Origin of the sequence: Psychromonas saccharinae, from assembly GCF_051201515.1 — a bacterium.
Classification (GTDB): domain Bacteria; phylum Pseudomonadota; class Gammaproteobacteria; order Enterobacterales; family Psychromonadaceae; genus Psychromonas.
The window spans coordinates 2,486,170-2,512,038 of sequence record NZ_CP195153.1 but is presented as its reverse complement, the minus strand read 5'-3'; the positions used below and the strand labels follow the sequence as shown (position 1 = coordinate 2,512,038).

At 38.0% G+C, this 25,869-nt stretch carries 15 protein-coding genes and 7 tRNA genes; 16 read left to right on the top strand and 6 right to left on the bottom strand.

Going from position 1 to position 25,869, the window contains the following annotated elements; all coding sequences use genetic code 11:
• Positions 1-89: 89 nt before the first annotated feature.
• Together ACR30L_RS11115 and ACR30L_RS11110 are read right to left on the bottom strand one after the other, a co-directional pair.
• Positions 90-1,112: a porin gene (locus tag ACR30L_RS11115; RefSeq protein WP_435234319.1), complete on the bottom strand. Its 1,023-nt coding sequence runs from the start codon at positions 1,110-1,112 to the stop codon at positions 90-92.
• 574 nt (positions 1,113-1,686) lie between these two features.
• Positions 1,687-2,124, bottom strand: a complete 438-nt coding sequence (locus tag ACR30L_RS11110) for a universal stress protein (protein ID WP_435234318.1) — start codon at positions 2,122-2,124, stop codon at positions 1,687-1,689.
• Between the two features lie 931 nt (positions 2,125-3,055).
• On the opposite strand from ACR30L_RS11110, the gene ACR30L_RS11105 reads away from it, so the two are divergent.
• The 7 genes from ACR30L_RS11105 (at position 3,056) to ACR30L_RS11075 (ending at position 16,090) form a co-directional block, all read left to right on the top strand.
• Entirely contained in the window at positions 3,056-4,837 is a 1,782-nt protein-coding gene (locus tag ACR30L_RS11105; RefSeq protein WP_435234317.1) for a sodium:solute symporter family transporter, read from the top strand.
• A gap of 471 nt (positions 4,838-5,308) precedes the next feature.
• A complete protein-coding gene (locus tag ACR30L_RS11100; RefSeq protein ID WP_435234316.1) occupies positions 5,309-7,474 on the top strand; it encodes a heparinase II/III domain-containing protein in 2,166 nt (721 codons plus the stop codon).
• Positions 7,475-7,476: 2 nt separating this feature from the next.
• The gene (locus ACR30L_RS11095) at positions 7,477-9,627 is read left to right on the top strand and encodes a heparinase II/III domain-containing protein (RefSeq protein WP_435234315.1); all 2,151 of its coding nucleotides are present in this window, start codon (positions 7,477-7,479) and stop codon (positions 9,625-9,627) included.
• Between the two features lie 659 nt (positions 9,628-10,286).
• Positions 10,287-11,462 (top strand): mannonate dehydratase, encoded by a 1,176-nt coding sequence (gene uxuA / locus ACR30L_RS11090; protein WP_435234314.1) that lies wholly within the window; start codon positions 10,287-10,289, stop codon positions 11,460-11,462.
• 16 nt (positions 11,463-11,478) lie between these two features.
• Complete coding sequence (locus ACR30L_RS11085) at positions 11,479-13,275, top strand: sodium:solute symporter family transporter (RefSeq protein WP_435234313.1); 1,797 nt, start codon at positions 11,479-11,481, stop codon at positions 13,273-13,275.
• A gap of 59 nt (positions 13,276-13,334) precedes the next feature.
• On the top strand, positions 13,335-13,886 hold the full coding sequence (locus ACR30L_RS11080; protein ID WP_435234312.1) for an acyltransferase: 552 nt from the start codon (positions 13,335-13,337) through the stop codon (positions 13,884-13,886).
• Positions 13,886-16,090: a heparinase II/III domain-containing protein gene (locus tag ACR30L_RS11075; RefSeq protein WP_435234311.1), complete on the top strand. Its 2,205-nt coding sequence runs from the start codon at positions 13,886-13,888 to the stop codon at positions 16,088-16,090. Before ACR30L_RS11080 ends, ACR30L_RS11075 begins: the two co-directional genes overlap by 1 nt.
• An 81-nt stretch (positions 16,091-16,171) precedes the next feature.
• Here ACR30L_RS11075 and ACR30L_RS11070 read toward each other — a convergent pair whose 3' ends face one another.
• Entirely contained in the window at positions 16,172-17,263 is a 1,092-nt protein-coding gene (locus ACR30L_RS11070) for a class I mannose-6-phosphate isomerase (protein WP_435234310.1), read from the bottom strand.
• Positions 17,264-17,278: 15 nt separating this feature from the next.
• Positions 17,279-18,745, bottom strand: coding sequence for a mannitol dehydrogenase family protein (locus tag ACR30L_RS11065; RefSeq protein ID WP_435234309.1), 1,467 nt, complete (start codon positions 18,743-18,745; stop codon positions 17,279-17,281).
• A 569-nt stretch (positions 18,746-19,314) separates the two neighbouring features.
• Between ACR30L_RS11065 and ACR30L_RS11060 the strand changes: the two genes are divergently transcribed.
• Both ACR30L_RS11060 and uxuA (ACR30L_RS11055) read left to right on the top strand, forming a co-directional pair.
• A complete protein-coding gene (locus tag ACR30L_RS11060) occupies positions 19,315-20,073 on the top strand; it encodes an FCD domain-containing protein (RefSeq protein ID WP_435234308.1) in 759 nt (252 codons plus the stop codon).
• Positions 20,074-20,125: 52 nt separating this feature from the next.
• Entirely contained in the window at positions 20,126-21,304 is a 1,179-nt protein-coding gene (gene uxuA, locus ACR30L_RS11055; protein ID WP_435234307.1) for a mannonate dehydratase, read from the top strand.
• Positions 21,305-21,511: 207 nt separating this feature from the next.
• Here the strand turns inward: uxuA (ACR30L_RS11055) and ACR30L_RS11050 are convergent.
• Positions 21,512-21,587: transfer RNA gene (locus ACR30L_RS11050), tRNA-Val, on the bottom strand.
• 830 nt (positions 21,588-22,417) lie between these two features.
• Between ACR30L_RS11050 and ACR30L_RS11045 the strand changes: the two genes are divergently transcribed.
• From ACR30L_RS11045 to ACR30L_RS11020, 6 genes are all read left to right on the top strand, one after another.
• Positions 22,418-22,494: transfer RNA gene (locus ACR30L_RS11045), tRNA-Pro, on the top strand.
• Between the two features lie 125 nt (positions 22,495-22,619).
• Positions 22,620-22,696: transfer RNA gene (locus tag ACR30L_RS11040), tRNA-Arg, on the top strand.
• 16 nt (positions 22,697-22,712) lie between these two features.
• Positions 22,713-22,788, top strand: a tRNA-His gene (locus tag ACR30L_RS11035).
• Between the two features lie 29 nt (positions 22,789-22,817).
• Positions 22,818-22,902, top strand: a tRNA-Leu gene (locus tag ACR30L_RS11030).
• Positions 22,903-22,922: 20 nt separating this feature from the next.
• Positions 22,923-22,998 (top strand) — tRNA-Val (locus ACR30L_RS11025).
• Positions 22,999-23,011: 13 nt separating this feature from the next.
• Positions 23,012-23,088 (top strand) — tRNA-Pro (locus ACR30L_RS11020).
• A gap of 101 nt (positions 23,089-23,189) precedes the next feature.
• Here ACR30L_RS11020 and ACR30L_RS11015 read toward each other — a convergent pair.
• Entirely contained in the window at positions 23,190-23,972 is a 783-nt protein-coding gene (locus tag ACR30L_RS11015; RefSeq protein ID WP_435234306.1) for a carbon-nitrogen hydrolase family protein, read from the bottom strand.
• Positions 23,973-24,473: 501 nt separating this feature from the next.
• On the opposite strand from ACR30L_RS11015, the gene ACR30L_RS11010 reads away from it, so the two are divergent.
• Positions 24,474-25,292, top strand: coding sequence for a helix-turn-helix transcriptional regulator (locus ACR30L_RS11010; RefSeq protein ID WP_435234305.1), 819 nt, complete (start codon positions 24,474-24,476; stop codon positions 25,290-25,292).
• The last annotated feature ends 577 nt before the right edge of the window (positions 25,293-25,869 follow it).

Below are 25,869 nucleotides of genomic sequence, written 5' to 3'. Positions count from 1 at the left end.
GCAATAGAAATAAAAAAATCCGCTCTGAAATACATCGGAGCGGATTAACTAAGCATTTATAAAAGAACGATTGAGTCTCTTATATTAGATTAGTATTGGAAGTTAAGGTACATGCCAACTGTATTGTCATTGTCTTTACTTGAAAATGATGTTGCTGAACCATATGATGCTAGGTCACCATCTTCTTGGCCAATTTCTGTGTAAAGAATAACATAGTTATTAAATTTGTATTTCACACCAGCATAAACAGATGTGTAGTCGTCATTTTCATCTGTTCCGTCCATATCTTGCGTGATGTAAGAAGCACCAAGATTGAAGGTTGCTTTCTTAGATAGTTTATAAGTAAAGTCTAAATCTACACCTTGAGAAGTAAATGAATCTTTGTCATCTTCCATAGCAACGTTGATACCTAATTGCCCATTGCTGTAGTTATACACGGCTTCAAGTTGCCCGTAAACTGACTCATAATCAGGTGAAGCATCGCCATCAACACCTTTAGTTTGACCAATACCACCCATTAATTCAAAGTTACCAACATCCATGAAAGCTAATAATTGATAAACATCGAATTCACTTGCATCTTGGTCTTTATCGTCATCACCGCTTCCTTTTGCATAAGTTGCGCTAATGTAACCATTTTCTAGGCTATAGGTATAAACAAAAGCAGTGTTGTGCCATGTAGATTTATTACCGTCATGGTAACCAGAACTTTTATCTGCAGGAGCAATTTCGGCATGATCCACACCAAATTTATCAAAAGAAATTTCTTGTGAACCAGCCATTATTTTGTGGTCATCGTACGCAAAGCCCATGTATAGACCTTTATTATAAAGGCTAGAACCATATTCTTCTTCCATCGACCAATCAGTTCCTGCAAGGAAAGCTAAATGCTCATCAATTTTATATTTAAATGAAGTATCGAAATCATCCCAGTTAGCTTCAATTGTAGTACCGTCACCTTTATTAATAATTTTAAGGTCAAGATCACCATCAAGATTAACAGTGATGTCATCCGTTTTAATTATGTCAATCCCTTTTGACGCGAAAGCAGAGGTCGATGTAAGAACAGCAAGTGCTGTAGCTGTTAAAAGAAATTTATTTGTGGTTTTCATAATTGTTCCCTGTTTTATGTTTAAGGTCTATTGCCAAAAAAAGATAATACAAATAATTTTATTTTGATTTGTATTTCTTTGTAAGCTGCTCTGGAATATTCAAGAGCGCTGTAAAAAACAATATTAATAAATCAGATTACTGTTTGTTTTTATTGCGATTTATCTAATTACCGCATACCAGTAAACTAAAAATATTAGCTATATTGACTATCCTATATCTTTAGGTTTGAAAATATAATAATACAAATGCGATGTTATAGTTGCTTGGCAAATAAAGCTAACGCTCCGGATAGATAATGTGAAATTAGTCATCTTTTTATAATAACAAAGGCTAAATAACACGATCTATGTCAATAACTAACAGTTGAAGGGGAAATGACGATATGAAAAATGCTGATTTTTTATCGAGTTTATAATGAAATCGGCGTTGAATATATTTGATTGATAGGCTAGGAGGCCGGCATATTTAAAGCTGAGGAGTATGTCTGCTAACTTTGTTGTGCAGTTAATATAGAAGAGTTGGCTTTGAGATAATAAGAGGCAATAATCCTTATCGCCACTTATTAAAGTCATATCACGCGTTTAATGGCACAATGAGTATATCTACCTGAGAATTATTTAATAATTCACTGGATGATGGATTGATTTTACTCCAGAAATCATGGTGATGACCCATTACAATTAAATCGACGTTATTTGTTTTGGCTGCGATTACTAATTTTTGGCAAAGTCCTCCTTCTGCTATTATTTTTTGAGAGATTGGATAATCAATTCCTGTCAGCATTGAGTCTAACTTTTCAATTAATTCTTTTTCCGTTGGTTTGGCTGGACCTAAACCTGCGAGTTCTGTATCTATCAACCCGCCAAATTCAGCATCATCTTCAAATTTCCCATCAACATGAATTAATGAAATCTTTGCACCAAGCGGTTTAGCCAGTTTTATTGCTTTTTCAATTATTTTTAAACTTTCTTGTGCAAAGTCGACAGCGACTAAAATATGGTTATAACTCATAATTTATCTCCTTATCTAAGTTGTATTAAAGGGGGAGTACCATCTACTTATATTTTAGTCTTAATTTCAAAGTCCATGCATTAAGTGGGCTTTTATTAGGGGAAATATGAAGGATTTTTGATCTAGGTATAATATTTCCAATATAAAGTTATTGCCCATGCAGATGTTTCTTAATTAATTAACGATGAGAGTCAGGTTAAGCGTTGTTATTCAACTTATATATTGACTAACTAAAATTTATTTTTTGCGTATGGGGTGTTTCTTTGTAAGGGACATCTTGATGATAAATATTGAATGTCCGTCGTTTCTGGTCAGTGACTCCAATAAATACTAAGGAAAAAAGAACAAGGGTTGAATGCTATAGGGAAAACGCTTTGTCGTTATAAAGTTTGATTTATTCCGTTAGATCTTTAATTTCATGTCTAGAATCTATTCATCTTATAGGTTACCAATTTTTGTATCTTGAATAGTAACAGATAAATTTAAGCGTCGATTGACACTAAGAGGATAAAATCATAACTATAGAGATCACATAACAATATAAATTGTCATACTATTAATATTTAATTTGTAGGATTAATAAATAGACTTATATTGAGGTGTTTTCTTTCAGCAAAATTCATATCGAAAGGGATTTAGTTAGATTTGGCATGTATAAATAAAAATAAAAAATTAACAATTAATCCCTTTATTTATTGGTTTTTCGTTTGATTTACACGAAGATAATCAATCCTTTCAGCTAATAATAAATCAAATTAATTATTCCATACTTGAATAATATTTCTTGTCAAACAAATATAGATAGAATCAGTTGTATTATAAATATAGCTGAATAAAACACGATCTATATCACTCATTTGGGTTATTGTAGTACAATTAAAATTGAGTTTATTTATAATCACTTTAAACAAACACTCATAAGGATAAAATAATGGATCTAAATACGACGATAGTAGGAGTCTATTTCCTATTTTTGATAGCAATAGGTTGGATGTTCAGAAAATTTACCTCTACGACAAGTGATTACTTCCGTGGGGGCGGTAACATGTTGTGGTGGATGGTTGGTGCTACTGCGTTTATGACTCAGTTTAGTGCGTGGACATTTACCGGTGCCGCTGGTAAAGCCTATAACGATGGTTTTGCTGTTGCGATGATTTTCATTGCAAACGCATTTGGTTACTTTATGAACTACGCGTATTTCGCGCCTAAATTCCGTCAACTTCGTGTTGTCACGGTTATTGAAGCAATCCGCATGCGTTTTGGTAACAAAAATGAACAGGTATTTACCTGGGCAAGTATGCCAACGAGTATGGTTTCAGCGGGTATTTGGTTAAATGGTCTTGCGATTATTGCTTCGGGTATTTTTGGTTTTGATATGAACACAACCATTATTCTTACTGGATTAGTGGTATTGGTTATGTCTGTAACGGGTGGCTCTTGGGCCGTTATCGCATCTGACTTTATGCAGATGGTTATCATTATGGCTGTTACCATTACGTGTGCTGTTGTGGCGATTATTCATGGCGGCGGTGTTGGTGAAATCATCAATAATTTCCCACTTGAAGAAGGTGCTTCTTTCTTAGCCGGTAATGATTTGAACTACACTAGTATCTTCGCTATCTGGGCGGTATTTATCTTCATTAAACAGTTCAGTATTACTAATAATATGTTGAACTCTTACCGTTATCTTGCAGCAAAAGACTCTAAGAATGCGAAAAAAGCAGCATTACTTGCTTGTATTCTGATGACAATGGGCCCAATGATTTGGTTTATGCCAAGTTGGTTTGTGGCTGGTCAAGGTGTTGATCTTGCGACAATCTATCCAGAAATGGGTAAAAAAGCAGCGGATTACTCTTACCTTTACTTTGTTGAGCAATACATGCCAGCGGGTATGGTGGGGCTGTTAATTTCAGGTATGTTCGCAGCAACAATGTCTTCTATGGACTCAGGTCTTAACCGTAACTCTGGTATCTTCGTTAAAAACTTCTACGAACCAGTACTACGTAAATTTGAAGCTTCTGAAAATGAATTAGTATTTGTGTCTAAAATCACTTCTACCGTATGTGGTGTGTTGATTATTTTAGTAGCACTTTACATTAACTCATTAAAAGGTATGAGCTTATTTGATGCAATGATGAACGTTGGTGCATTTATTGGGTTCCCAATGACCATTCCAGCTTTCCTTGGGTTCTTTATCCGTAAAACGCCTGACTGGGCGGGTTGGGGTACATTAGTTGTTGGTGGTTTTGTTTCTTACTTTGTCGGTGTTCATGTAAGTGCAGAGACTATTTCTAACCTATTCAACTTAGATACACTAACGCATCGTGAATGGTCTGACTTGAAAGTAGCCGTTGGTCTTATCTCTCATATCGTATTGACAGGTGGTTTCTTCTTAGTGTCTACCTTCTTCTATACTAAATTGTCAGATTCTCGTGAAAAAGATGTTGATAAATTCTTCAATAACTTATCAACGCCATTAGTATCTGAAGGTACAGCGCAACAAAAACTTGATAATAGCCAACGTAAAATGTTGGGTACATTAATCGGTGTTGCTGGTCTTGCAATTATGGCGATGTTTGCACTATCTAATCCAATGTGGGGACGTTGTATCTTCCTACTTTGTGGTGGTATTGTACTCGGTGTTGGTGTTGTATTGGTCAAAGCTGTTGATGGTTCAGTTGAAAAAGACGATGTGACTATGTCAGAAGGTTAATACTTTTTAACGATTAAGCACATTTATTAAGCAGCCATAATTAATGGCTGCTTTTTTTTACCTGTTTTTTGTCGGTAATTTATTAACCGTTAATCCATGTCATTGTTCTGCGGTGAGACTATCCTATATACCCGTTACCAAACGCTAGAGTCAATATTGAACCGGGTTGTGTTTCATTTATTTTTCTGTCTTTCCATCGAAAACATCAACACTTGCAATGCGCGTTAATATCGATTCTTATTGTAATACAAATTAATCCATCGATTATATCCGAATTATTTTTGTGTTTTCATTTGTTATCAGGTAGTTACTATCTAAATATTTATTTGGCATTCATTTTTATATTTACAAGCAAAGAAATAAATGTGATTGAAATCATTCTTTTATGATGATTTTGTGGGATTATATTTCATATTGTATTACTTTATAGGTAATTTTTTCGTTAAACCTATCCTTAGGGGAATCACTATCATGACAAGACAACCAATTTTGCTTAATGAAGTAGAAATTGCCGCGCTTAATAAAGAAGTAGGGCGCGCGAGTTTGATGGGCAAAACCATTGCGGCAAACCAAAAAGATGTTGATGCATTTATGCAATTACCCATTGATGTGCCAGGTCATGGTGAAGCAGGTGGTTACGAGCATAACCGCCATAAACAGAATTATACTTACATGAATTTAGCCGGCCGATTATTTCTTATTACTAAAGAACAGAAGTATTCGGATTTTGTTATCGCTCTTTTAACAGAATATGCTGATAAATACCTTACCTTTGATTTCCATGTTCAAAAAAACACAAACCCTACTGGCCGTTTATTTCATCAGATCTTAAATGAGCATTGTTGGTTGTTTTTCACTAGTTTAGCTTATTCATATGTCGCTTCTGAAATGACACAAGAGCAACGTGATTACATTGAAAGTCGTATTTTTGAGCCGATGCTTGAAATGTTCACGGTCAAATACGGACATGACTTTGATCGTATTCATAACCATGGGATCTGGGCGGTTGCTGCCGTTGGTATTTGTGGTCTAGCGGTTGGTAAACCTGAATATATGCATAAATCTGTTTATGGTTTAGAAAATAATGGCACAGGTGGCTTTTTGGCTCAGATTTCTAAATTATTCGCTCCTTCAGGTTATTACATGGAAGGGCCTTATTACCATCGTTATGCTATCCGTCCTACCTGTGTGTTTGCGGAAGTCATTCACCGCCATATGCCGGATATCGATATTTATAACTATAAAGATAAAGTGATCGGTAATACTGTCCAAGCGTTACTTTCAACAGCGTATCCAAATGGTGAATTCCCAGCATTAAACGATGCCTCGCATACTATGGGGATTACCGATATGGGGGTTCAAGTTGCGGTGAGTGTTTACAGCAAACATTACGGGTTAGATGATAACTTATTGGGTATGGCGAAGATCCAAAACAGTGTTTGGATGCACCCCTGTGGACTTGAGTTATCTAATGCCTATGAAGCTGCAAGTGTGAAACAAAACGTTGGTATGCCATTCTGGCCAAGTGTGGAGCTTAACGAAGGCCCCAATGGTGATAAAGGCGCACAGGGCTTTATCCGTATGCAGGATAAAACCGGTGATGTGTCACAATTAGTGATGAACTACGGTCAACACGGCATGGGACACGGTCACTTTGATACCTTAGGTATTACCTTCTTTAATCGCGGTCAAGAAGTGTTACGTGAATACGGTTTTGGTCGTTGGGTTAATGTCGAGCCTAAATTTGGTGGGCGTTACCTCGATGAAAATAAATTCTACGCACGTCAAACCATTGCACATAATGCCGTGACTATCGATGAAACATGCCAAAACTATTTTGATGTTGATCGCGCAGATAGCGTGCATGGTTTACCGCATTTCTTTAACGTAGACGATGCACAAATTAATGGCATGAGCGCCTTTGCCAATGACCACTTCGATGGGGTTGGTATGCAGCGTAGCGTGTTTATGCTTAAACTCGAGGAATTAGAAGCGCCATTATTGATTGATTTATACCGCTTACGCGCATCGGATGCGCATCAATATGATTATTCTCATCAATACCAAGGGCAAATCATCCGCACTAACTTTGATTACCAAGCCAATGCTGAAATGGATACCCTTGGCAGTAAAGATGGTTACCAACATCTTTGGCATGTAGCTACTGGCGCGGCGAAAGAAACGGCGCTTGTAAGCTGGTTACAAAACAATAGTTACTACACGTGGTTGGGAACAAGCTCCAATGCCGCTAGCGGCAGTTGTGGTGACGTGACCTTTACCCGCAGTGGCGCCAATGACCCAAGCTTTAACCTGCGCAGTGAGCCTGGGTTTATGCTTAGAAGCCAAGGTGACACCACCTTATTCGCCTCGGTAGTAGAAACCCACGGTTTCTTCAACGAAGAGTTTGAGCAGTCAGTGAATGCACGTGGTCAAGTCTCTAATATCCGTGTTATAGGGCATAACGACAGTGGCTCTGTTGTTGAAATTACCACGGGCGCTTCCGTGGTGACCTTAATGGTCAGCAACCAAGCCGATTGCACCGACACGACCGCCCATCATCTCGAATTTAACGGACAATCTTATAGTTGGTCAGGCACCTTTTCACTTGATGTGAATGCGACCGAGCAGGAGAAATAAACATGAGTTACCAACCCTTATTAATGAATTTTGAAGAAGCTGCTGAGCTGCGTAAGACCCTCGGTACAGACACCTTATTAGGTAACGCACTGGCGCGCGATATTGCCCAAACCGATGCGTATATGGCCGATGTTGGCATTGAAGTCCCAGGCCATGGTGAAGGCGGTGGTTACGAGCATAACCGCCATAAACAAAACTACATCCATATGGATTTAGCCGGGCGTTTATTCCTTATCACCGAAGACAGCAAATACCGTGATTATATCGTTGATATGTTGATTGCCTACGCGACCATTTATCCAACGATTGAGAGTAATGTCAGTTTAGATTCTAACCCACCGGGTAAGCTGTTCCATCAAACGCTGAATGAAAACATGTGGATGCTGTATGCCTCTTGTGCCTATAGCTGCATTTATCACACGCTTTCTGATGCACAAAAGCAACAGATTGAAGATGACTTACTAAAACAAATGATAGAGATGTTCGTGGTCACCTACGGACATGACTTTGATATCATTCATAACCATGGTCTTTGGGCCGTGGCTGCGGTCGGTATTTGTGGTTACGCAATTAATGACCAAGCGTCGGTAGATAAAGCCCTGTACGGTTTGAAAATGGATAAAGTGAGCGGCGGTTTCCTTGCCCAACTTGACCAATTATTCTCACCAGACGGTTACTACATGGAAGGGCCGTATTACCATCGCTTCTCACTGCGTCCGATTTATCTGTTTGCCGAAGCCATTGAGCGCCGTCAACCAGAGATTGGAATTTACGAATTTAATAATAGCGTGATTAAAACCACCTCTTATTCAGTATTCAAAACCGCCTTCCCTGATGGTACCTTGCCAGCACTCAACGATTCATCGAAAACCATTTCGATTAACGACGAAGGCGTTATTATGGCAACCAGCGTCTGTTATCACCGTTACGAGCAAACGGATACCTTACTGGGAATGGCTAATCACCAACAAAATGTATGGGTACATATTGCCGGTAAAACGTTATCCGATGCTGTTGATGCAGCCGATGAAATCAAACCCTTTAACTGGGGTAGCTTATTTGTTACCGATGGACCGAAAGGCGAAAAGGGCGGCGTGAGTATTCTGCGTCATCGTGATAGCCAAGATGACGATACCATGGCACTGATTTGGTTTGGTCAGCATGGCAGTGACCATCAATACCACTCTGCACTTGACCATGGTCACTACGATGGATTACACCTGAGCGTCTTTAACCGTGGGCAAGAAGTCTTACACGATTACGGGTTTGGTCGTTGGGTTAACGTTGAGCCAAAATTCGGTGGACGTTATATCCCTGAAAACAAATCTTACTGTAAACAAACCGTGTCACATAACACGGTGACCGTTGACCAGAAGACCCAAAACAAATTTAACACTGCGCTTGCTGAAACCAAGTTTGGTCAAAACCACTTCTTCAAAGCAGATGATGACACACTGCAGGGGATGAGTGGGCGTATCTCTGATTACTACGATGGCGTGGATATGCAACGTAGCGTGTTATTAGCCGAGATTGAAGAGTTTGAAAAAACACTGGTGATTGATATCTACCGTATCAAAGCCGATGCTGAGCATCAGTATGACTTACCGGTTCACCACAGTGGCCAAATTATGCGTACCGACTTTGATTACCAGGTTGAAAGCAAGCTTAAACCATTGGGTGCAGATAACGGTTACCAGCACCTATGGCGAGTTGGCTCTGGCAAGGTTGATAACGGCTCATTGGTCAGTTGGTTACACGGTAATAGTTATTACTCCATGGTGAGCAGTGCGACACAAGACAGTGAAGTCATCTTCGCGCGTTTGGGGGCAACGGACCCAGACTTCAATCTGCGCAGTGAGCCTGCGTTTATTTTACGTCAGACCGGGCAAGACCATGTATTTGCATCAGTATTAGAAACGCACGGTTACTTTAACGAATCGATTGAAGCGTCAGTTGGCGCCCGTGGATTGGTTGAATCGGTGACGGTTGTGGGCGATAACGAAGTGGGTACTGTAATAAGCATACACACCACGACGGGTAATACTTATCTGTATGGTATTTCCAACCAAGCAGAGGCAGCACAAGCGGGGGCGCACAGTGTGACCTTTGCGGGTGAGTCTTATACGTGGACGGGGGCTTTTGCGGCGCTTTAGCCTTTAGCAGCGCTGGAAGTTGAGCCTATAGTTCAGCCTTAAGCTGAGGTTAAGACACATAGCGAGCCGATTGGATTTGATTAACGAAGTTGATCAGAGTCAATCGGCTTTTTTTATGTCCAGTTGTATTAAGTAACCTCAATACTGATCTATACCTATTTCCACTCAATATTCATTTATCAGTCACTGGATCGGATAGCAAGACAAGCTGTGAGGCCAGCCACTTTGTTGTTATTAAATTCTTGATTTACCCCGTGAGATCTTCAACTTTATTCTTCTCTAGAACCTGTTCTCCTTAGAGCCTATTTTCCTATTATAAACACCTATTAATTAGTGTTTAACCTCATCTTAAATTACCAATTCATCAAATGGTTGACCAATTGTCAATAATAATGTGATTTTGGTCTATTAATTAACCTGTTCCTTTTGACCAATTATTTCTAAAAGCACAATATAACCCTACATTAAATTGTAGTATTAAATGAGTTATTGACATGTTTGCTCATCTTAAACAATTTTTCCCTGTTTATATGGGTTTTTGATGAGTTTTTTTATTCTACTGAAGCTATTTATGCATATTTATTAAATGGGTGACAGGTCAACCTATTTTAGTGGTGATACATTGTTAATAAATGCTTCTTTTTTCTAAAGGTAATGATATGGAACAAACATGGCGTTGGTATGGACCGGATGATCCGGTGTCATTGAATGATGTTAGACAATCTGGTGCGACGGGGATTGTCACCGCACTTCATCATATACCGAATGGTGATATCTGGCCTATTGATGAAATTATGCAACGTAAAAGCATCATTGAAGCGAAAGGGCTCCGATGGTCCGTTGTTGAAAGTGTACCTGTTCATGAAAATATCAAAACAAGAACAGGTAACTACCCGTTATTAATCAATAACTATATTCAAACATTAATCAATCTTGCTAAATCTGGCATAAATACGGTTTGTTATAACTTCATGCCGGTTATCGACTGGACCCGCACCGATCTTGATTTTGAATTAGAAGATGGTGCAAAAGCATTACGATTTGACCATATTGCATTTGTTGCTTTCGAACTTTATATCCTAAAAAGGCCGGGAGCTGAAAGTCAATATAGTCAGGATGAGAAAGTACAGGCACATCGTTATTTTGAAAGTATGTCGGCAACACAGATTGGTAAGCTGACTGCAAATATTATTGCAGGTTTACCTGGTGCAGAGGAAGGTTACACACTTGCAGAGTTCCAGCGTCAATTAGATAAATATAAACATATCGATAAACAGCAATTACGTGAACATTTAGTTTATTTTCTAACTTGTGTTATGCCTACCTGTGATCAATACGGTGTCAAACTTGCCATTCATCCGGATGATCCACCTCGTCCAATTTGTGGTTTACCGCGTGTTATGTCTACCGCCGAAGATATCCAATGGTTGGTTAATAAAATACCAAGTATTAATAATGGATTAACTATGTGCACGGGCTCATATGGTGTGCGTCGTGATAATAATCTTGTAGATATGATTAAAACCTACGGCGACCGAATCCATTTTATCCATTTGCGCTCAACTAAGCGTGAAGAAAATCCCAATACGTTTCATGAAGCATCGCACCTTGATGGTGATGTTGACATGTTTGCTGTCACTAAAGCAATTATAGCGCAAGAGCAGAGTGGAACAGGGTCAAGGGCGATACCGATGCGTCCCGATCATGGGCATCAAATGTTGGATGATTTAAATAAGAAAACAAATCCGGGGTATTCAGCAATAGGGCGGCTAAAAGGTTTAGCTGAAGTACGTGGACTAGAAATGGCTATCAAACGATCAGCCAATATTTTTTAACTAAGGGTTATATATTATGAATATAGATATTTTTATTGTACTTATTTATTTTGCATTTCTAATGGCTGTCGGCTGGATGTTCCGTAGTGCTTCCTCTTCGACCAGTGATTACTTTCGTGGGGGCGGTAAAATGTTGTGGTGGATGGTTGGTTCTACCGCTTTTATGACGGCATTAAGTGCGATGACCTTTACTGGGGTGATGGGGAAAGCATTAACCTCGGGTTTGTCTATCGTGGTTATCTTTTTTGCCAATGCACTCGGGTATTTTTGTAACTATTTATTCTTTGCTGCTAAAGCAAGACAAATGCGTGTTATTAGCCCAATCCAAGGTATCCGCATGCGCTTTGGACCGGTTAGTGAACAAGTCTTTACCTGGGCTACGGTGCCATCAAGTGTATTACAAGCATCACTTTGGCTAAATGCCCTAGCGATATTTGCCAGTGCCGTATTCAATATTGCTATTAGCGATACGATTATTGCAGCGGGACTGGTTGTATTGTTTATGTCCTTAATTGGCGGTAGTTGGGCGGTTGTTGCGTCTGATTTCTTACAAATGATTATTATCACCGTGGTTACTTTTATTGCGACTTTAGTTGCAATTTGGAAGGCCGGTGGTGTGATGCCGATACTCGATAAAGGTTTAACTATCGAACCTTTCGTGGGGGATGGTTATAGCTACGGTTATTTATTCGTTGGTTGGTTTATTTGTATTTTCGTTAAACAATTCTTTAGTACCAATAATATGATTGATTCGTATCGTTTCGTTGCCGCTAAAGACACACGAAATGCACGTAAAGCCGCTATATTAGCTTGTGTTCTAATGACAGTTGGTCCATTTATTTGGTTCCTACCAGCATGGTATGTTGCCGGTGTTTATCCCGATACAAGTACTTGGGGCCTAGAAGCGTTAGGCGCTAAAGTGACCGATGCAACATATTTTGTCTTTGTTCGAAACGAAATGCCATTGGGGATGATCGGCTTGATGATGTCGGCAATGTTTGCGGCGACAATGTCATCAATGGATTCTGCGCTTAACCGTAATGCAGGCATCTTTATCAAAAATGTATATGAACCGTACATCAATAAAAATGCAACTGAGAAAAAACTCATGTTTGCCAGTAAAGTGACCACTATTGTGTTTGGTTTGTTAATTATCTTTGCCGGTCTATTAATGAGTGAACTAAAAAGCTTCGGATTATTCGATGCGTTAATGTTGGTTAGCACATTGGTCGCATTCCCTGTACTTATTCCATCATTACTTTGTTTCTTTATTAAAAAAACACCCGACTGGTCTGGTTGGGCAACTATTTTAGTGGGAGCTTGTGTATCTGCTGTTATTGCTTTTGTTATTACACCAGAAATGGTTCAAAGCGTATTTGATTTACCAAATCCGTTATCTGCTCGTGAGTTTGCAGAAATGAAATCCATTACGATGGGGGTTACTGGGCATATCTTTATTACCGGTGGGTTCTTCTTATGTACGCAATTTTTCTATAAAGCGCCTGTGGGTGAACGTGCTAAAGAAATTAATAAATTCTTTACCAATGTTTCAACACCCGTTGTGGTTAAAACAACACAACAAACCATTGATATGGACAGTAAACAACAGTCTTTATTAGGTAAAGTATTATTAAGTGCCAGCCTATGTTTAAGCTTAATGGTGATTATTCCCAACCCAATTTGGGGTAAATTATTGTACATATTGATGTCATTAATTATTGGCTCAATCGGTATTTTATTACTTCGTGCTTCTAAGAAATATGCGGCAATTGAAAGTGAAGTAGAGAGTGTCGAGGACGTGGTAGTTAACTAGTCTAAGGTAATTAACACTCAGGGTAAGCTTATCTTACCCTGATTTTTTAGGTTTTAAATATGTCAGTTCAAATACAACACTGTGGTGAATTAACTGAGCAAGAGTTTAGAAAATTCACCTTGTATACATGTAATAGTAATAATGCATTAGATGATAAAGCGCGTGCAAAAATATTGGGTTTTCCCGACAATATCCGTATCGCACCAGGTGCAATTGTTCGTATTGATGATAACAATAATATTGGCTTCAATGCTTATATTGGTCTGTATAGCTATATTAATGGCGATGTCAGTATAGGTGACAATGTCTTTATTGGACCACACGCAAGCATTGTCGCTTCTAATCACCTTTACTCACCAGAAACAGATTCTTTTAGTGACCGTACTGACCTGCATAGGGGGAAAGTTGTTATTGAAAAAGGAGTTTGGTTAACGTCTGGTGTAGTTATTACTCCTGGCTGTACTATCGGACAATGCGCATTGATATGCAGTAATGCGGTCGTTACTAATAATGTCGCACCCTATGCCATTATGGCGGGTGCGCCCGCACAACAAATTGGCAAAATAGACCCTGAATCGGGTCAATATCATTGGAATAAAAAGGATAAATAATGATTGATTTAAAAAGAACGCACGATTTTCAATTGTTTATCTCTCCTAAAAATAATGAAACGGCGTTAACTAATCCGCCGAGTTTTAATTGGCCTGAAAGACAACAGGATAATAATTATTTTCTGATTATTGAAAATTTGAATGATGATCAAAAATGGACATGGGGAGATGTACATTCGCCTGTGCAGTTACATTTTAAATTTCCTGTTGGGGCTTATCGTTGGCAGGTTTTAAACGATAAGGGTGAGCAATCTAAGTGGATGAATTTTGTTATCGCTAAGGATACACATGATTATATTGCGCCTACGGCTTCGGATTTATTTTCATTATGTAAAAATAAATCACAATGGATGATGTATTTTGATGAAGATATCCCATTAGTCAGTAATAAACTAGATACCGCAACCTATCAAAAATTTATTAATACGGCTGAATTAGCCTGTGCTGATTCGGCGATATTTTATCCAGAACACTATAAACGCGGTGCCGAAGAAGGAAAAAGAACGGCAATTACGAATATGCGAGAGTGGATTGATCGTGATCTGATGGTGGCTTGTTTGCTCTATAAAATTTGGGGTAAGGAAGAAAGCGGTACTTTTGCCGTTAATCGCTTGTTGAAAATTGCGCAATGGAGTCCTGAAGGACCCGCGTCCTTATTACGTCCTTGTACCTGGGGCGATGAAGTTGGTTTATCACTCGCTCGGAATTTATTTCTGGCTTACCATTGGTTACAGCCATTACTGAAAGAGTCAGAAAAAGATTTTATTCGTCCCATGTTGATTCGGATTGCCCATCAAATGGAAATGCGACTTGAGCAAGATAACTTTAAACAATTCCCTGGGCATTCTCATACGTCGCGACTACCGGGTTATCTCGGTGTTGCTGCGTTAGTCTTGCATAAGGAATATGACTATGGCCTCTGTGAAAAGTGGTTAAATTATTCGTTAATGATTTACCGTGGTATTTTCCCTTTTTATGGTGGTCCTGATGGTAGTTGGGCTGAGGGCGCATTTTATTCATCTTCCTATTCAAAATGGCATCATCCATTCTTTTTATCCGTCGAAAGACTGAGTGGTTTTTCCTTTTACAATCATCCTTTCTATAAAGAATATGCAAATTTCGCGATTGATTTTGTTATTTCTGAAGATGATGTCCATCCCTTTGGAGATGGTTTTTGGTGTAAAAGAGAAAGTGTTGAATGGCCTGGTTTCTTTTCGCAAAATCCGCTTAGTATTTATGCGGAAAGATTTGGTGATGCAGGTGCCGTTATTCATCATGAGCGTTTAAAAAAACAGATATATGCGTATCAATTGCATGTGTTAGATGTTATTCCAACGGTTAAACAAATTGATGTTATCAAGCAGAAATTTTTACCGATTAAACAAAAAAGCCATAAAAATGGGTATAACAAGTTTTATAGTTATGCGGGTTTTGGGATTTCTGAATATGCGGATTCACGTTTGTTTTTCCGTGCGAGCTTTTTTGGCAATAGCTCTCATCGACATGCCGATCAAGGCAATATTACCTTAATGGATAAACATGTGGGTGTGTTAGTGCCAACGGGCAGTTATGGATACCGGTTTGGTAGTTCTCACCATCGTTTATGGACACGTCAGACCAAAGCGCATAATTTACCCTTGATTAATTATCAAGGGCAACTTATTGATAGCGAAATGGCAACGGGCGAACTACTTGAGTCTGAATCAAATCGATATTGGACGTATCATCGTATCGATTTATCAAAGGCCTATGAAGATGCGCATACATTTAACCGGCATTTAATTCTGATTGCTGACGTTGGTTTGATTATTATCGATGATATTGATTTACTTGAAGCACAATCGATTCAGTGGCGATTGCATAGTCAAATGGTCGCAAGAGAATCTGAAAATGCTGTTTTGTTGAATAATATCGATACTCAATATATTTGTACACTGCAAAGCGATTACGGTATTTCACCGTCTATTCAACATGGATATGAAGAAGAAGATAATACCACTGATAATGTACTTTCGGATGCGTCGGACGATGTTTATCATTTCGAATGGGAGCTTGCTGCACGTACATCGCATCATATTGTTGCGAGTTGTGTAAAAGCGGGGTGTGAAATATCTTATCAAGCAGGTAAGTTGATGATTAATAAAAATAAAATGTCGATTGTAATCGATCTTTCCGACGATGAAGTTATGATCGCGAAGGTTTAATACCATTTGTATCTTGAATGGGTATAAATAAAAAGGGCTTATATAAAAGCCCTTTTTGCATTGTTTAACGAAATGATTAAATTATGCAGTGGTGACTTCAGGTGGATAGCATTCTAGTATTTCTGTTCCGAGTTCGGATTCAATTATAATTGAGTCAATGCCGGCAGGGCAGAAGAACTTATCATATTGGCTTAAGTGCAAGGTTTCATCGCCACAGGTAATAATACAATTTCCTTTGGTGACAATACCAATATAAAAATCATCTTCAGCTTTTTCAACTGTTCCCATTACCGTTGACTTACATACTCTAAAGCTAGGTGTTGTTGTCGCGTCTATTAACGATACTTTTTGTGATTGAGCATTGTATTGACGAACCACGTCGGGTGATTGTTGGTATTGTTTTCTAATATCATCGACTGAATATTGCTGATAATCAAAAACATCAAGACAAAAGTCGAGGCCTTTTTTCATGAACCGTGCTTCTTCAGGCATCGTATACCCTGATTTTGAGAACTCAAATCGCACCGCTAGATCAGAAGGTTCCATGATTTCAATAATAAGAATACCTTCACCAATGGCATGTGGCATACCACCGGGAATATAAAAACAATCACCGGGTTTAATTTTAATTTTCTCAAAACAGTTTTCCATCGCTTCAATATTCTGCGTTTCAATCATGTTTTTGAAATCAGTGCGAGTAGGGGGCTGTTGAAATCCTAAATAAATATAAGGTTCTGCTATTTCCTCCCGGGCTTCTAACACATAATAAGCTTCAGCTTTACCGCATTTAGAATTTAAATATTGCTGTGCAAATTCTGCTGTTGGATGCGCTTGAAAATGTAACCGAACCGATGAATCTAAGTATTTAACCAATAACATGGGATTAAGATCAAAGGCTTCAACATGTTCCTTACCCAAAAAATATGCCGGATCTTGTTTAATAAGTTGGTCAAATTTCACCTGTTCATTGGCAATGGTTGCTTCAGATAAACCTTCCAAAATATCTTCTCGGCCAAGGTTAATAGCGCGGGTTGTCGAGCCTATCCAATCTTCAGGAAAATGGGTGTCTTCAGGTGTTTCTGCACCATTCATTTGATCTAATATTTTACCACCCGTATAGGTACGCCAGACTCTATTCTGACTAAATGTGGCTAAGTGTCCTTTATAATTCATTATATAGTTTTCCTATTATAGAAATGATTTTATAGTGGCTTTTGCACCAAGACTAAGTAGAGATTTATAAGCCGTTATAATCTGTTCAACGAGTTCAGTATCTTCAATTAATTGCGTACCAAAAATGGTCGCGATATTTAAGAATGCCATGACGGTTTCTTGTGGAGAAAGGCTTTGTGCATAAATACGCGTGAATTCTTCAATTAATGGATCGCGTACATCAATGGCATTGCCCGATTCATCGGTTTGACTAACGTATTTAATCCATGCAGCGATACCTAATGGTAACCATTTGCTAGTGAGTTTATTTTCTCGAAGAACAAGTAAGGATTCACAAAAACGAGCGGGTAATTTCTGACTACCATCCATGGCTATCTGCCAAGTGCGATGTTGTAAACTGGTATTCGAAAAACGTTCAATTAATTGTTCTGCGTATTGTTGAAGATCCACACCCGCTGGCATGTTCAATGTCTTACTTTGTTCTTGGACCATCAACTCGATGGTCGCTTGACGATAGTCTGCATTTGCCATTGCTTCAGAAATATAATCAAATCCACCTAAGTAACCTAAATAAGCAAGAAAGGAATGACTGCCATTTAACATTCTCAATTTCATTTGTTCAAAGGGGATGACGTTGTCAACAAACTGCGCGCCTACCTTATCCCATTCCGGTCGACCATTGACAAAGTTATCTTCAATAATCCATTGTCGGAATGGTTCACAGACAACACCACAGGGGTCGTCAACACCGAGTAATTCAGCCATTTCTTTTTGATCGTCACTGGTGATCGCAGGGGAAATTCTATCAACCATTGAACAGGGGAATGTTACATTTTCACTAATCCAAGACGCTAATTCAGTATCAATGGATTGAACATATTCCGATACAACCTGCTGCGTTAAATGGCCATTATTTTGTAAATTATCACAGGATAAAACAGTAAAAGCAGGTAAACCGCGTTCTTTTCGGGTACGTAATGCTTCAACAATATAACCAATAGCAGATTGTGGTTGAGATGGGTTGGCTAGGTCATGTTTAATTAATGGATTGTTGGTATCTAATTTGCCCGATTGAATATCGGCACAATATCCTTTTTCTGTGATTGTCATTGTAACGACAGAAATCTGAGGTTCGCTCATTTTCTCAATAATCGTTTGAATACCATCTAAATTGGGTTGTAATGCATCGACAATAGCACCTGATATTTTTACCGTGGAAGCGGTTGCTCCTTTCTCAAGGACGGAGTAAAGGTGTTGTTGGTCACGTAATTGTTTTACTAATTCTTCGCCACCAAATAAATTGACTTCACATATTCCCCAGTCACTGCCCGTTGTTCTACTTAATTCACTGGTATATAAGCATTGGTGGGCTCTATGAAAGGCACCAAAACCTAAATGAATAATTTTAGTGTCGAGTGTAGAACGGTCAAATCCCACATTAATGATACTTTTGGCAAGCTCAGTATTCGATATATTTTTCATATTTCCACTCTTTTTAAGGCGTTAATAATAGCAATGAAGATTAACCTCAATTTAAATAAGCAAATCGGTTGCACACTGTTATTGCGTCAATGATTTGTGTTGGACATGTATACATGTACGGTCCACTACAACTATTGAATGTGATGACAGTAAAGTAAATTACGATTCTATGATCAGAAGAAGGTTAATTAACGTTAGTCTACTATACATTATTGGTTGACCAGAAAGTAGCGTGTAGATGTGATCGACATCACCAATAGAAATAAGTCGATAAAAAATTTAAATTAATTTTGCGTTAATGTGAGGAATAAATATGCAATAACCCCTGCATGGCTTGATTGTAGTGGTTAATTGATATCTAATAACATAAATATAGTTAATACTAAATTTATGCTAAAACGTGAAGTTGGTAAACCAATTTATCTATGTTGTGATTTTGGTCAACTAATTGTAGGGAAGGTTTTGACATTTAGCGATAAACCATGACAATTAACGTTATTAGATTAGTAACAGCTTAACTTCCAATAAGCAACATTGAACTCTTCACCTTTAATTATCTGGATAGCAATATGGCGGTAAATACAAGACCTTATCAAAAGGTTGGTGCGCAATTAAAACAACAACTTACTGATGGACACTATGTCATTGGCGACAGATTTCCTCCTGAAAGAGAAATCGCTGCACATTTAAATGTTAGCCGAACGGTTGTGCGTGAAGCAATTATTATGCTTGAACTTGAAGAATTGATTGAAGTGCGTATGGGATCAGGGACATATGTGCTTAATTTGCCTAATCAAATCAAGGGGAAAGCACCTAAGGTCAAGTTTAGCGATGTTGGACCTTTTGAGATGTTACAGGCAAGACAGTTACTCGAAAGTAATATTGCTGAATTTGCAGCAGTACAAGTCACGCCAAGCGATATTATTAAAATGCGTAATGCCCTTGAGCTAGAAAAACAAGAGCTGGCAAATCAGTATATTGAATCCGAAGGGGATAAAAACTTTCACCTATATATTGCAGAAGCAACACAAAACTCAGTATTGGTTGAAATGTTTAAATTTTCATGGGGAATGCGAGAAAGTAGCGCAATGTGGAGTGCGCTTCATACCCGTATAAATACTATTGATTACCGGAGAGAATGGTTAACTGATCACGAAAAAATTCTTAGTGCGCTACAACGTAAGGATTCAATTTCTGCAAAGAATGCGATGTGGCAACATCTTGAAAATGTAAAAAATATTTTATTCGAACTATCTGATACTGAAGATCCTGATTTTGATGGTTATCTATTCAGTTCAAATCCGGTTGTACATTTAAATCAACGATAAATTTCACTACTCATCGCTTTTATAAGCATTAACTGACTGAAAAGGTAATACTATGGAACAGACATGGCGTTGGTATGGACCAAATGACTCTGTATCTTTGAATGATATTAAACAATCTGGTGCCACGGGAATCGTTACTGCGCTACACCATATTGCAAATGGCGAAGTGTGGAGTAAAGAAGAGATTTTAACGCGAAAAAATCTAATTGAGTCAAAAGGACTAACTTGGTCAGTGGTCGAGAGTGTACCTGTTCATGAAGCAATTAAAACGCGTTCTGGTAATTATCAAGCACTCATCGAAAATTATAAACAGACATTAATCAACTTAGCTGAGTGTGATATCAAAACCGTTTGTTATAACTTTATGCCGGTTATTGATTGGACTCGAACAGATTTAGAATATGAATTAGAAGACGGCTCGAAGGCATTACGTTTCGATCATATTGCCTTTGCTGCATTCGAGCTCTATATACTTAAGCGGACGGGTGCAGAAGAGACCTATACAAGTGAAGAACAAGCTCAAGCACTTGATTATTATAACAAAATGACCGATGCTGATATTAAAAAGTTAACGGCTAATATTATTGCAGGTTTACCAGGTGCAGAAGAAGGTTACACGTTAGCGGCTTTCCAACAACAGCTTGATAAATATAAAGATATCGATAAAGATCAATTACGTCAAAATCTTGCTGAATTTCTTAACTGTTTGATTCCGACCTGTGATCAATATGGCTTAAAATTAGCGATTCATCCGGATGATCCACCAAAACCAATTTGTGGCTTACCTCGTATAATGTCGACCGATGAAGATATTAAATGGTTAGTAAACGAAATTCCAAGTATTAATAATGGCTTAACAATGTGTACTGGTTCTTATGGTGTACGCAGTGATAACAATCTGGTCGAAATGATCCAAACCCATGGTGAACGAGTTCACTTTATTCATCTACGCTCAACACGTAGAGAAGATAATCCAAATAGCTTCCATGAAGCATCGCATTTAGACGGTGACGTTGATATGTATTCGGTTACTCGTGCAATCGTTGAGCAGGAACTCAAAAGAGGGAAAAATTCAGGCATTCCAATGCGACCGGATCATGGGCATCAAATCCTTGATGATTTGAATAAAACCACGAATCCTGGTTATTCAGCAATAGGGCGCTTAAAAGGATTAGCAGAAGTACGTGGTTTAGAAATGGCTATTAAACGAGGACTCGATACCAATAACTAAACGGCAAGATATGAAAGTATAAAAGAGATTTAAATTAGCCAGTGACGTGTTTCTTATAGTAAATAGCGTGATTGGCTTTTTTATGAGGTTCAATAAAGGTTACTTCTGGTGTTACTTGAATAAAAAATGAGTGCAATATTTTTATCAATGCAATTATGTAATGTATTGAATAGTAAGGATAATAAGTAGGATTTTTTTATTTATAAATGGTGCTCGCTACTGGACTCGAACCAGTGACCCACGCCATGTCATGGCGGTACTCTACCAACTGAGCTAAGCGAGCATTTAGTTGGTTGCTTTTGAAAGCAGGGAGATTTTGCTTTATCTCTGCATAAGAGTCAACACTTCTTTTAACCTTTTAGTTTGTTTGATGTTTTTTTATGCTAAATGGTTTTATAAAACAAACAAAAGGGGATTGTTGTGTATTTATATACGAATTAAAAGAAGGTGGTTATTCTGACTAGTGTGAAAGTTGTGAGGTAAATGATGTAATCTGAATAGGTATTTGAGGTGATAACGTGTTTTTATTGAAGCTTGAAATATCGATTGAACTCAAATTGTGAGTAAAAGTTAATATTCATTAAGTAAGCTATCGTGTCTATGAATTAAACCTTATTTGTTAATAATACTTTTATTAAGATGGTGAAAATTAACATAAATAATGTAAGCTAGTTGTTTAAGTGAGCAAAGCGATTAATTAGTAATCATACGATAAATTAAACACAAAAATCATTTGACGAGCTTGCTTCAACTCAGTAATATTCGCCCCGTTGTTAGGCAGCAGAGCTTCTAATGATATATAGGTGGTTCACTTAACTTGTTAGTGTATCTCCATGTGGTTATAAAGAGTTGAACCAGAGAGTTTGACCCGTAATATATAACTGCTAAATAAAGTAATAAATACTCGGTGATTAGCACAGTTTATTAGTGCATCTCCATGTGGTTATAAAAAGTTGAACCAGAGGGTTTGACCCGTAATATATAACTGCTAAATAAAGTAATAAATACTCGGTGATTAGCGCAGCTTGTTAGTGCATCTCCTTGTGGTTATAAAGAGTTGGACCAGAGGGTTTGACCCGTAATATATAACTGCTAAATAAAGTAGTAAATACTCGGTGATTAGCGCAGCTTGGTAGCGCATCTGGTTTGGGACCAGAGGGTCAGAGGTTCGAATCCTCTATCACCGACCACATTTATAATAGTAAGTTTATTGTTATTAACGTACTATTTAGTTGAACATGATAATTAAAAGATGACTTAGGTATTAAATCTAAGATTCTTTATTTTCAATCAACAAATTTTAGAAGCCAACTATGCGCCCTTAGCTCAGTTGGATAGAGCAACGGCCTTCTAAGCCGTAGGCCACAGGTTCGAATCCTGTAGGGCGTACCATTTTTAAAAGATAGTGGCGGATGTAGCTCAGTTGGTAGAGCCCCGGATTGTGATTCCGGTTGTCGCGGGTTCAATCCCCGTCATTCGCCCCATTTTTTAGAGATAAAAAGTTTAAATAGTTGCGGAAGTGGCGGAATTGGTAGACGCGCTAGATTTAGGTTCTAGTATCGTAAGGTGTGAGAGTTCAAGTCTCTCTTTCCGCACCATTTAAACTAAAATTAAAGATGGGCGATTAGCTCAGTTGGGAGAGCACCGCCCTTACAAGGCGGGGGTCACTGGTTCAAGCCCAGTATCGCCCACCATCTTTAACTATTTCGGTGATTAGCGCAGCTTGGTAGCGCATCTGGTTTGGGACCAGAGGGTCAGAGGTTCGAATCCTCTATCACCGACCACATTAAGAAAGCCAGTAATATTGCAAGATGTTACGGGCTTTTTGCTTTTGGGATTTTAGTGAAGTACTTAAAGCGTTGATGTAGAAATTAAAGGCTGATTCCTATTGACTATCAATGAAACTTGCAGATTTAAGATCTGCTAATTGGGTTGAGGAAGCGGATTCTTTTATACTAGATGAAATATCACTTATCAGGATCGCAGGTTGATCTCCTGCCCGTGCGAGATCTTCTCCTTCTGGTGAGATAATTGCACTAAGGCCGGTATAGCGAAGGTTGCCTTCTTGGCCGCATAAATTGGCGTAAATAACAGTAACGCCATTTTCTAATGCACGTGCTCGGGCTAAGGTTTTGGGGACAGCAGTATGAGGAAACATATTGGCTGTTGGGTTAAAAACGACTTCCACTCCTTGCATTGCCATATTCCGAGTCGTTTCAGGAAATTCAATGTCATAACAAATGGATATACCGCATTGATAACCATTGAGGGTAAACACCGAAAAATTATCGCCTGCCACAAATAAGGCTTTTTCCTGGTCACCAAATAAAAAGACTTTGCGGTGGTGTCCTACTATTGTTCCATCTTTATCAACTGCAATTGCACTGTTATATATATCTTCATCTTTACGTTCAGGAAACCCCATTACAATTGCAATGGATTGTTCTATTGCGATGCGTTTTAACGTTGAGCATATATTGCCATCTAAAGGTTGCGCGAGTTGTTTTAATTGTGCATTACCAATGTTGTAACCGCTAATAAAAAGTTCAGGAAAGACCAGTACATCAACACCTAATTCACTCGCAGCTTTCGCTGTTGATTCTACAGTCTCAATGTTTTTATTTATATCACTGTGATATGGCGTGCCTTGGTAACATAATATTTTCAATCTTATACACCTTCTAAAATAAGTGTGGTAACTAAAAAGCAACCATCTGCTGCTAATTTTATTTTAATAAATTAGTCTTGATTCTATCGTGTTGTTAATGACATCAGAACTATTGAGTACAAACTCAAACGTTTTGTGTTTATTTAGGTTTTTAATTGCTTGAGTAAAGAGTTTAACCATTCCATCGTTTATTGGTTTTAAATAACCAAGCAATCGTAATAGGGGGCGACATTCTGGCGCCCAGCAAGTAAAGAATTAACCTTATTAAACATCAAAAGGAATTTTATTATGAGTGTGGCAATGTTGATATTTATTACTTACTTACTGACTCAATAAAGATCGCCTTGGCTATAATAAATTACTTCTAAACTATATCCTTTATATTTAATGATTTAAAACATAACCCATATATTACGTTAAGTATCATAATTAAATATATAGGAGGGGTATATAACCCCGGTGTGGTATGGTTTAATTGTGTTGGGATAAGGAGAAGTAAATTTGATAAAGAAAAACAAAACACAGGCCTTTAGCACTCAGCAAGATAAAGCATTAGCAGAGATGGTACGTTCGCTTGGTAATGCGAATTTCCCTGAAGCCCTGAGTCATTTTGTCGGGAAGGTTATCGACTTTGATAACTGTATCGTACTTGTATACCACAAGGATCATCATCCTGAAGAATTATATCGGGAGAGTTTAGATTCTCTCGTATACGAAAAAATACAGAGCCATTATGTAAAAGCCGCGTATTTGCTCGATCCATTTTATCATATGGTTCGTAATGGCATTCAATCAGGTATTCATTGTATTTTCGATTTGGCCCCAGACAAGTTTAAACAAACTAGTTATTTTCGTGAATACTATGATGGCACGACTTTAATTGATGAATTTGCCCTGTTTGCTCGGCTTGGCCATGAGACGACCTTAACGGTTTGTTTTGGGCGAGAACAAACAAGTGGTTCACTGTTTAGCAAGACCCAATTAAATACATTAAAATCCTTTGAAAGTGTATTGTCAGCGCTTTGTGCACAGCATTGGCGAAGTTATCAACCCAAAGATGGAAAAAATGTTGTTTTGCCACCAGTTACTCAACGTCTTCGAGTTGCAATGAAAAATCAACATAATATCTCACTTAGTCCTCGTCAAGCAGAGGTCGCGCTGTACATATTACAAGGGCATTCATCGCTATCAATTTCTCTGAACCTTAATATTAGTAAAGAGACGGTTAAAGTATTTCGTCGACAGCTTTATTCTAAATGTAATATTAGTTCTCAAGCTGAGTTATTCGCCTTGTTAATGCCTATATTCTCGATGCTCTAGTCAAACCTTCTTCTTGTCGATAAGTGTCCCTGTTCTGTATCTCGTTTGATAAAATGTGAAGGGCACTTGTTTTAAAGAAATTAATCGTAAAGTTAACTTCTAGCGTTAATGGGCTCCTTATTTTCTTCCGTTAAATAAATTAATAAAAGCGCCGATTAAAGCTTTTACATGCCACACGTTTTTCAAACTCATCCAGGTTATATCTGAAGCTAGATAGTAGTTAGGCTAATTGCGATTCACATTATATTGAAGCTAAAAATCGTCTTAGGTTACATCTTTTAAAAGTAGATCTTCGAAGTATCTGCATTGTGAGAGGTTTCAGTTGATTTTGTGTGAAAAGATTCGATAAACATCACCTAGCGGAAGTCCCGCACGATTAATTACAGTTTGCCGTTCTGTTGCAATAACAAAGGCTTTTTACCAAGGAAAGCATGACAAAACTAACGATTAATTGGGATGTGGGATTAAGTATTTGGTAAATATAATTAACATCAATATTTTAATATACCAATTGTTTATTTGTTTTTTACACAATTATTACATTATTGATAGGTATTATTTCTAGTCTGCCAGTAAA

Excerpts from the sequence above, each read along its gene's own strand:
- ACR30L_RS11115 (WP_435234319.1), bottom strand. The coding sequence starts at position 1,112 with ATGAAAACCACAAATAAATTTCTTTTAACAGCTACAGCACTTGCTGTT.
- ACR30L_RS11065 (WP_435234309.1), bottom strand. The coding sequence starts at position 18,745 with ATGAAAAATATATCGAATACTGAGCTTGCCAAAAGTATCATTAATGTG.
- ACR30L_RS11110 (WP_435234318.1), bottom strand. The coding sequence starts at position 2,124 with ATGAGTTATAACCATATTTTAGTCGCTGTCGACTTTGCACAAGAAAGT.
- ACR30L_RS11100 (WP_435234316.1), top strand. The coding sequence starts at position 5,309 with ATGACAAGACAACCAATTTTGCTTAATGAAGTAGAAATTGCCGCGCTT.
- ACR30L_RS11075 (WP_435234311.1), top strand. The coding sequence starts at position 13,886 with ATGATTGATTTAAAAAGAACGCACGATTTTCAATTGTTTATCTCTCCT.
- ACR30L_RS11105 (WP_435234317.1), top strand. The coding sequence starts at position 3,056 with ATGGATCTAAATACGACGATAGTAGGAGTCTATTTCCTATTTTTGATA.
- ACR30L_RS11095 (WP_435234315.1), top strand. The coding sequence starts at position 7,477 with ATGAGTTACCAACCCTTATTAATGAATTTTGAAGAAGCTGCTGAGCTG.
- uxuA (WP_435234314.1), top strand. The coding sequence starts at position 10,287 with ATGGAACAAACATGGCGTTGGTATGGACCGGATGATCCGGTGTCATTG.
- ACR30L_RS11060 (WP_435234308.1), top strand. The coding sequence starts at position 19,315 with ATGGCGGTAAATACAAGACCTTATCAAAAGGTTGGTGCGCAATTAAAA.
- uxuA (WP_435234307.1), top strand. The coding sequence starts at position 20,126 with ATGGAACAGACATGGCGTTGGTATGGACCAAATGACTCTGTATCTTTG.
- ACR30L_RS11080 (WP_435234312.1), top strand. The coding sequence starts at position 13,335 with ATGTCAGTTCAAATACAACACTGTGGTGAATTAACTGAGCAAGAGTTT.
- ACR30L_RS11070 (WP_435234310.1), bottom strand. The coding sequence starts at position 17,263 with ATGAATTATAAAGGACACTTAGCCACATTTAGTCAGAATAGAGTCTGG.
- ACR30L_RS11085 (WP_435234313.1), top strand. The coding sequence starts at position 11,479 with ATGAATATAGATATTTTTATTGTACTTATTTATTTTGCATTTCTAATG.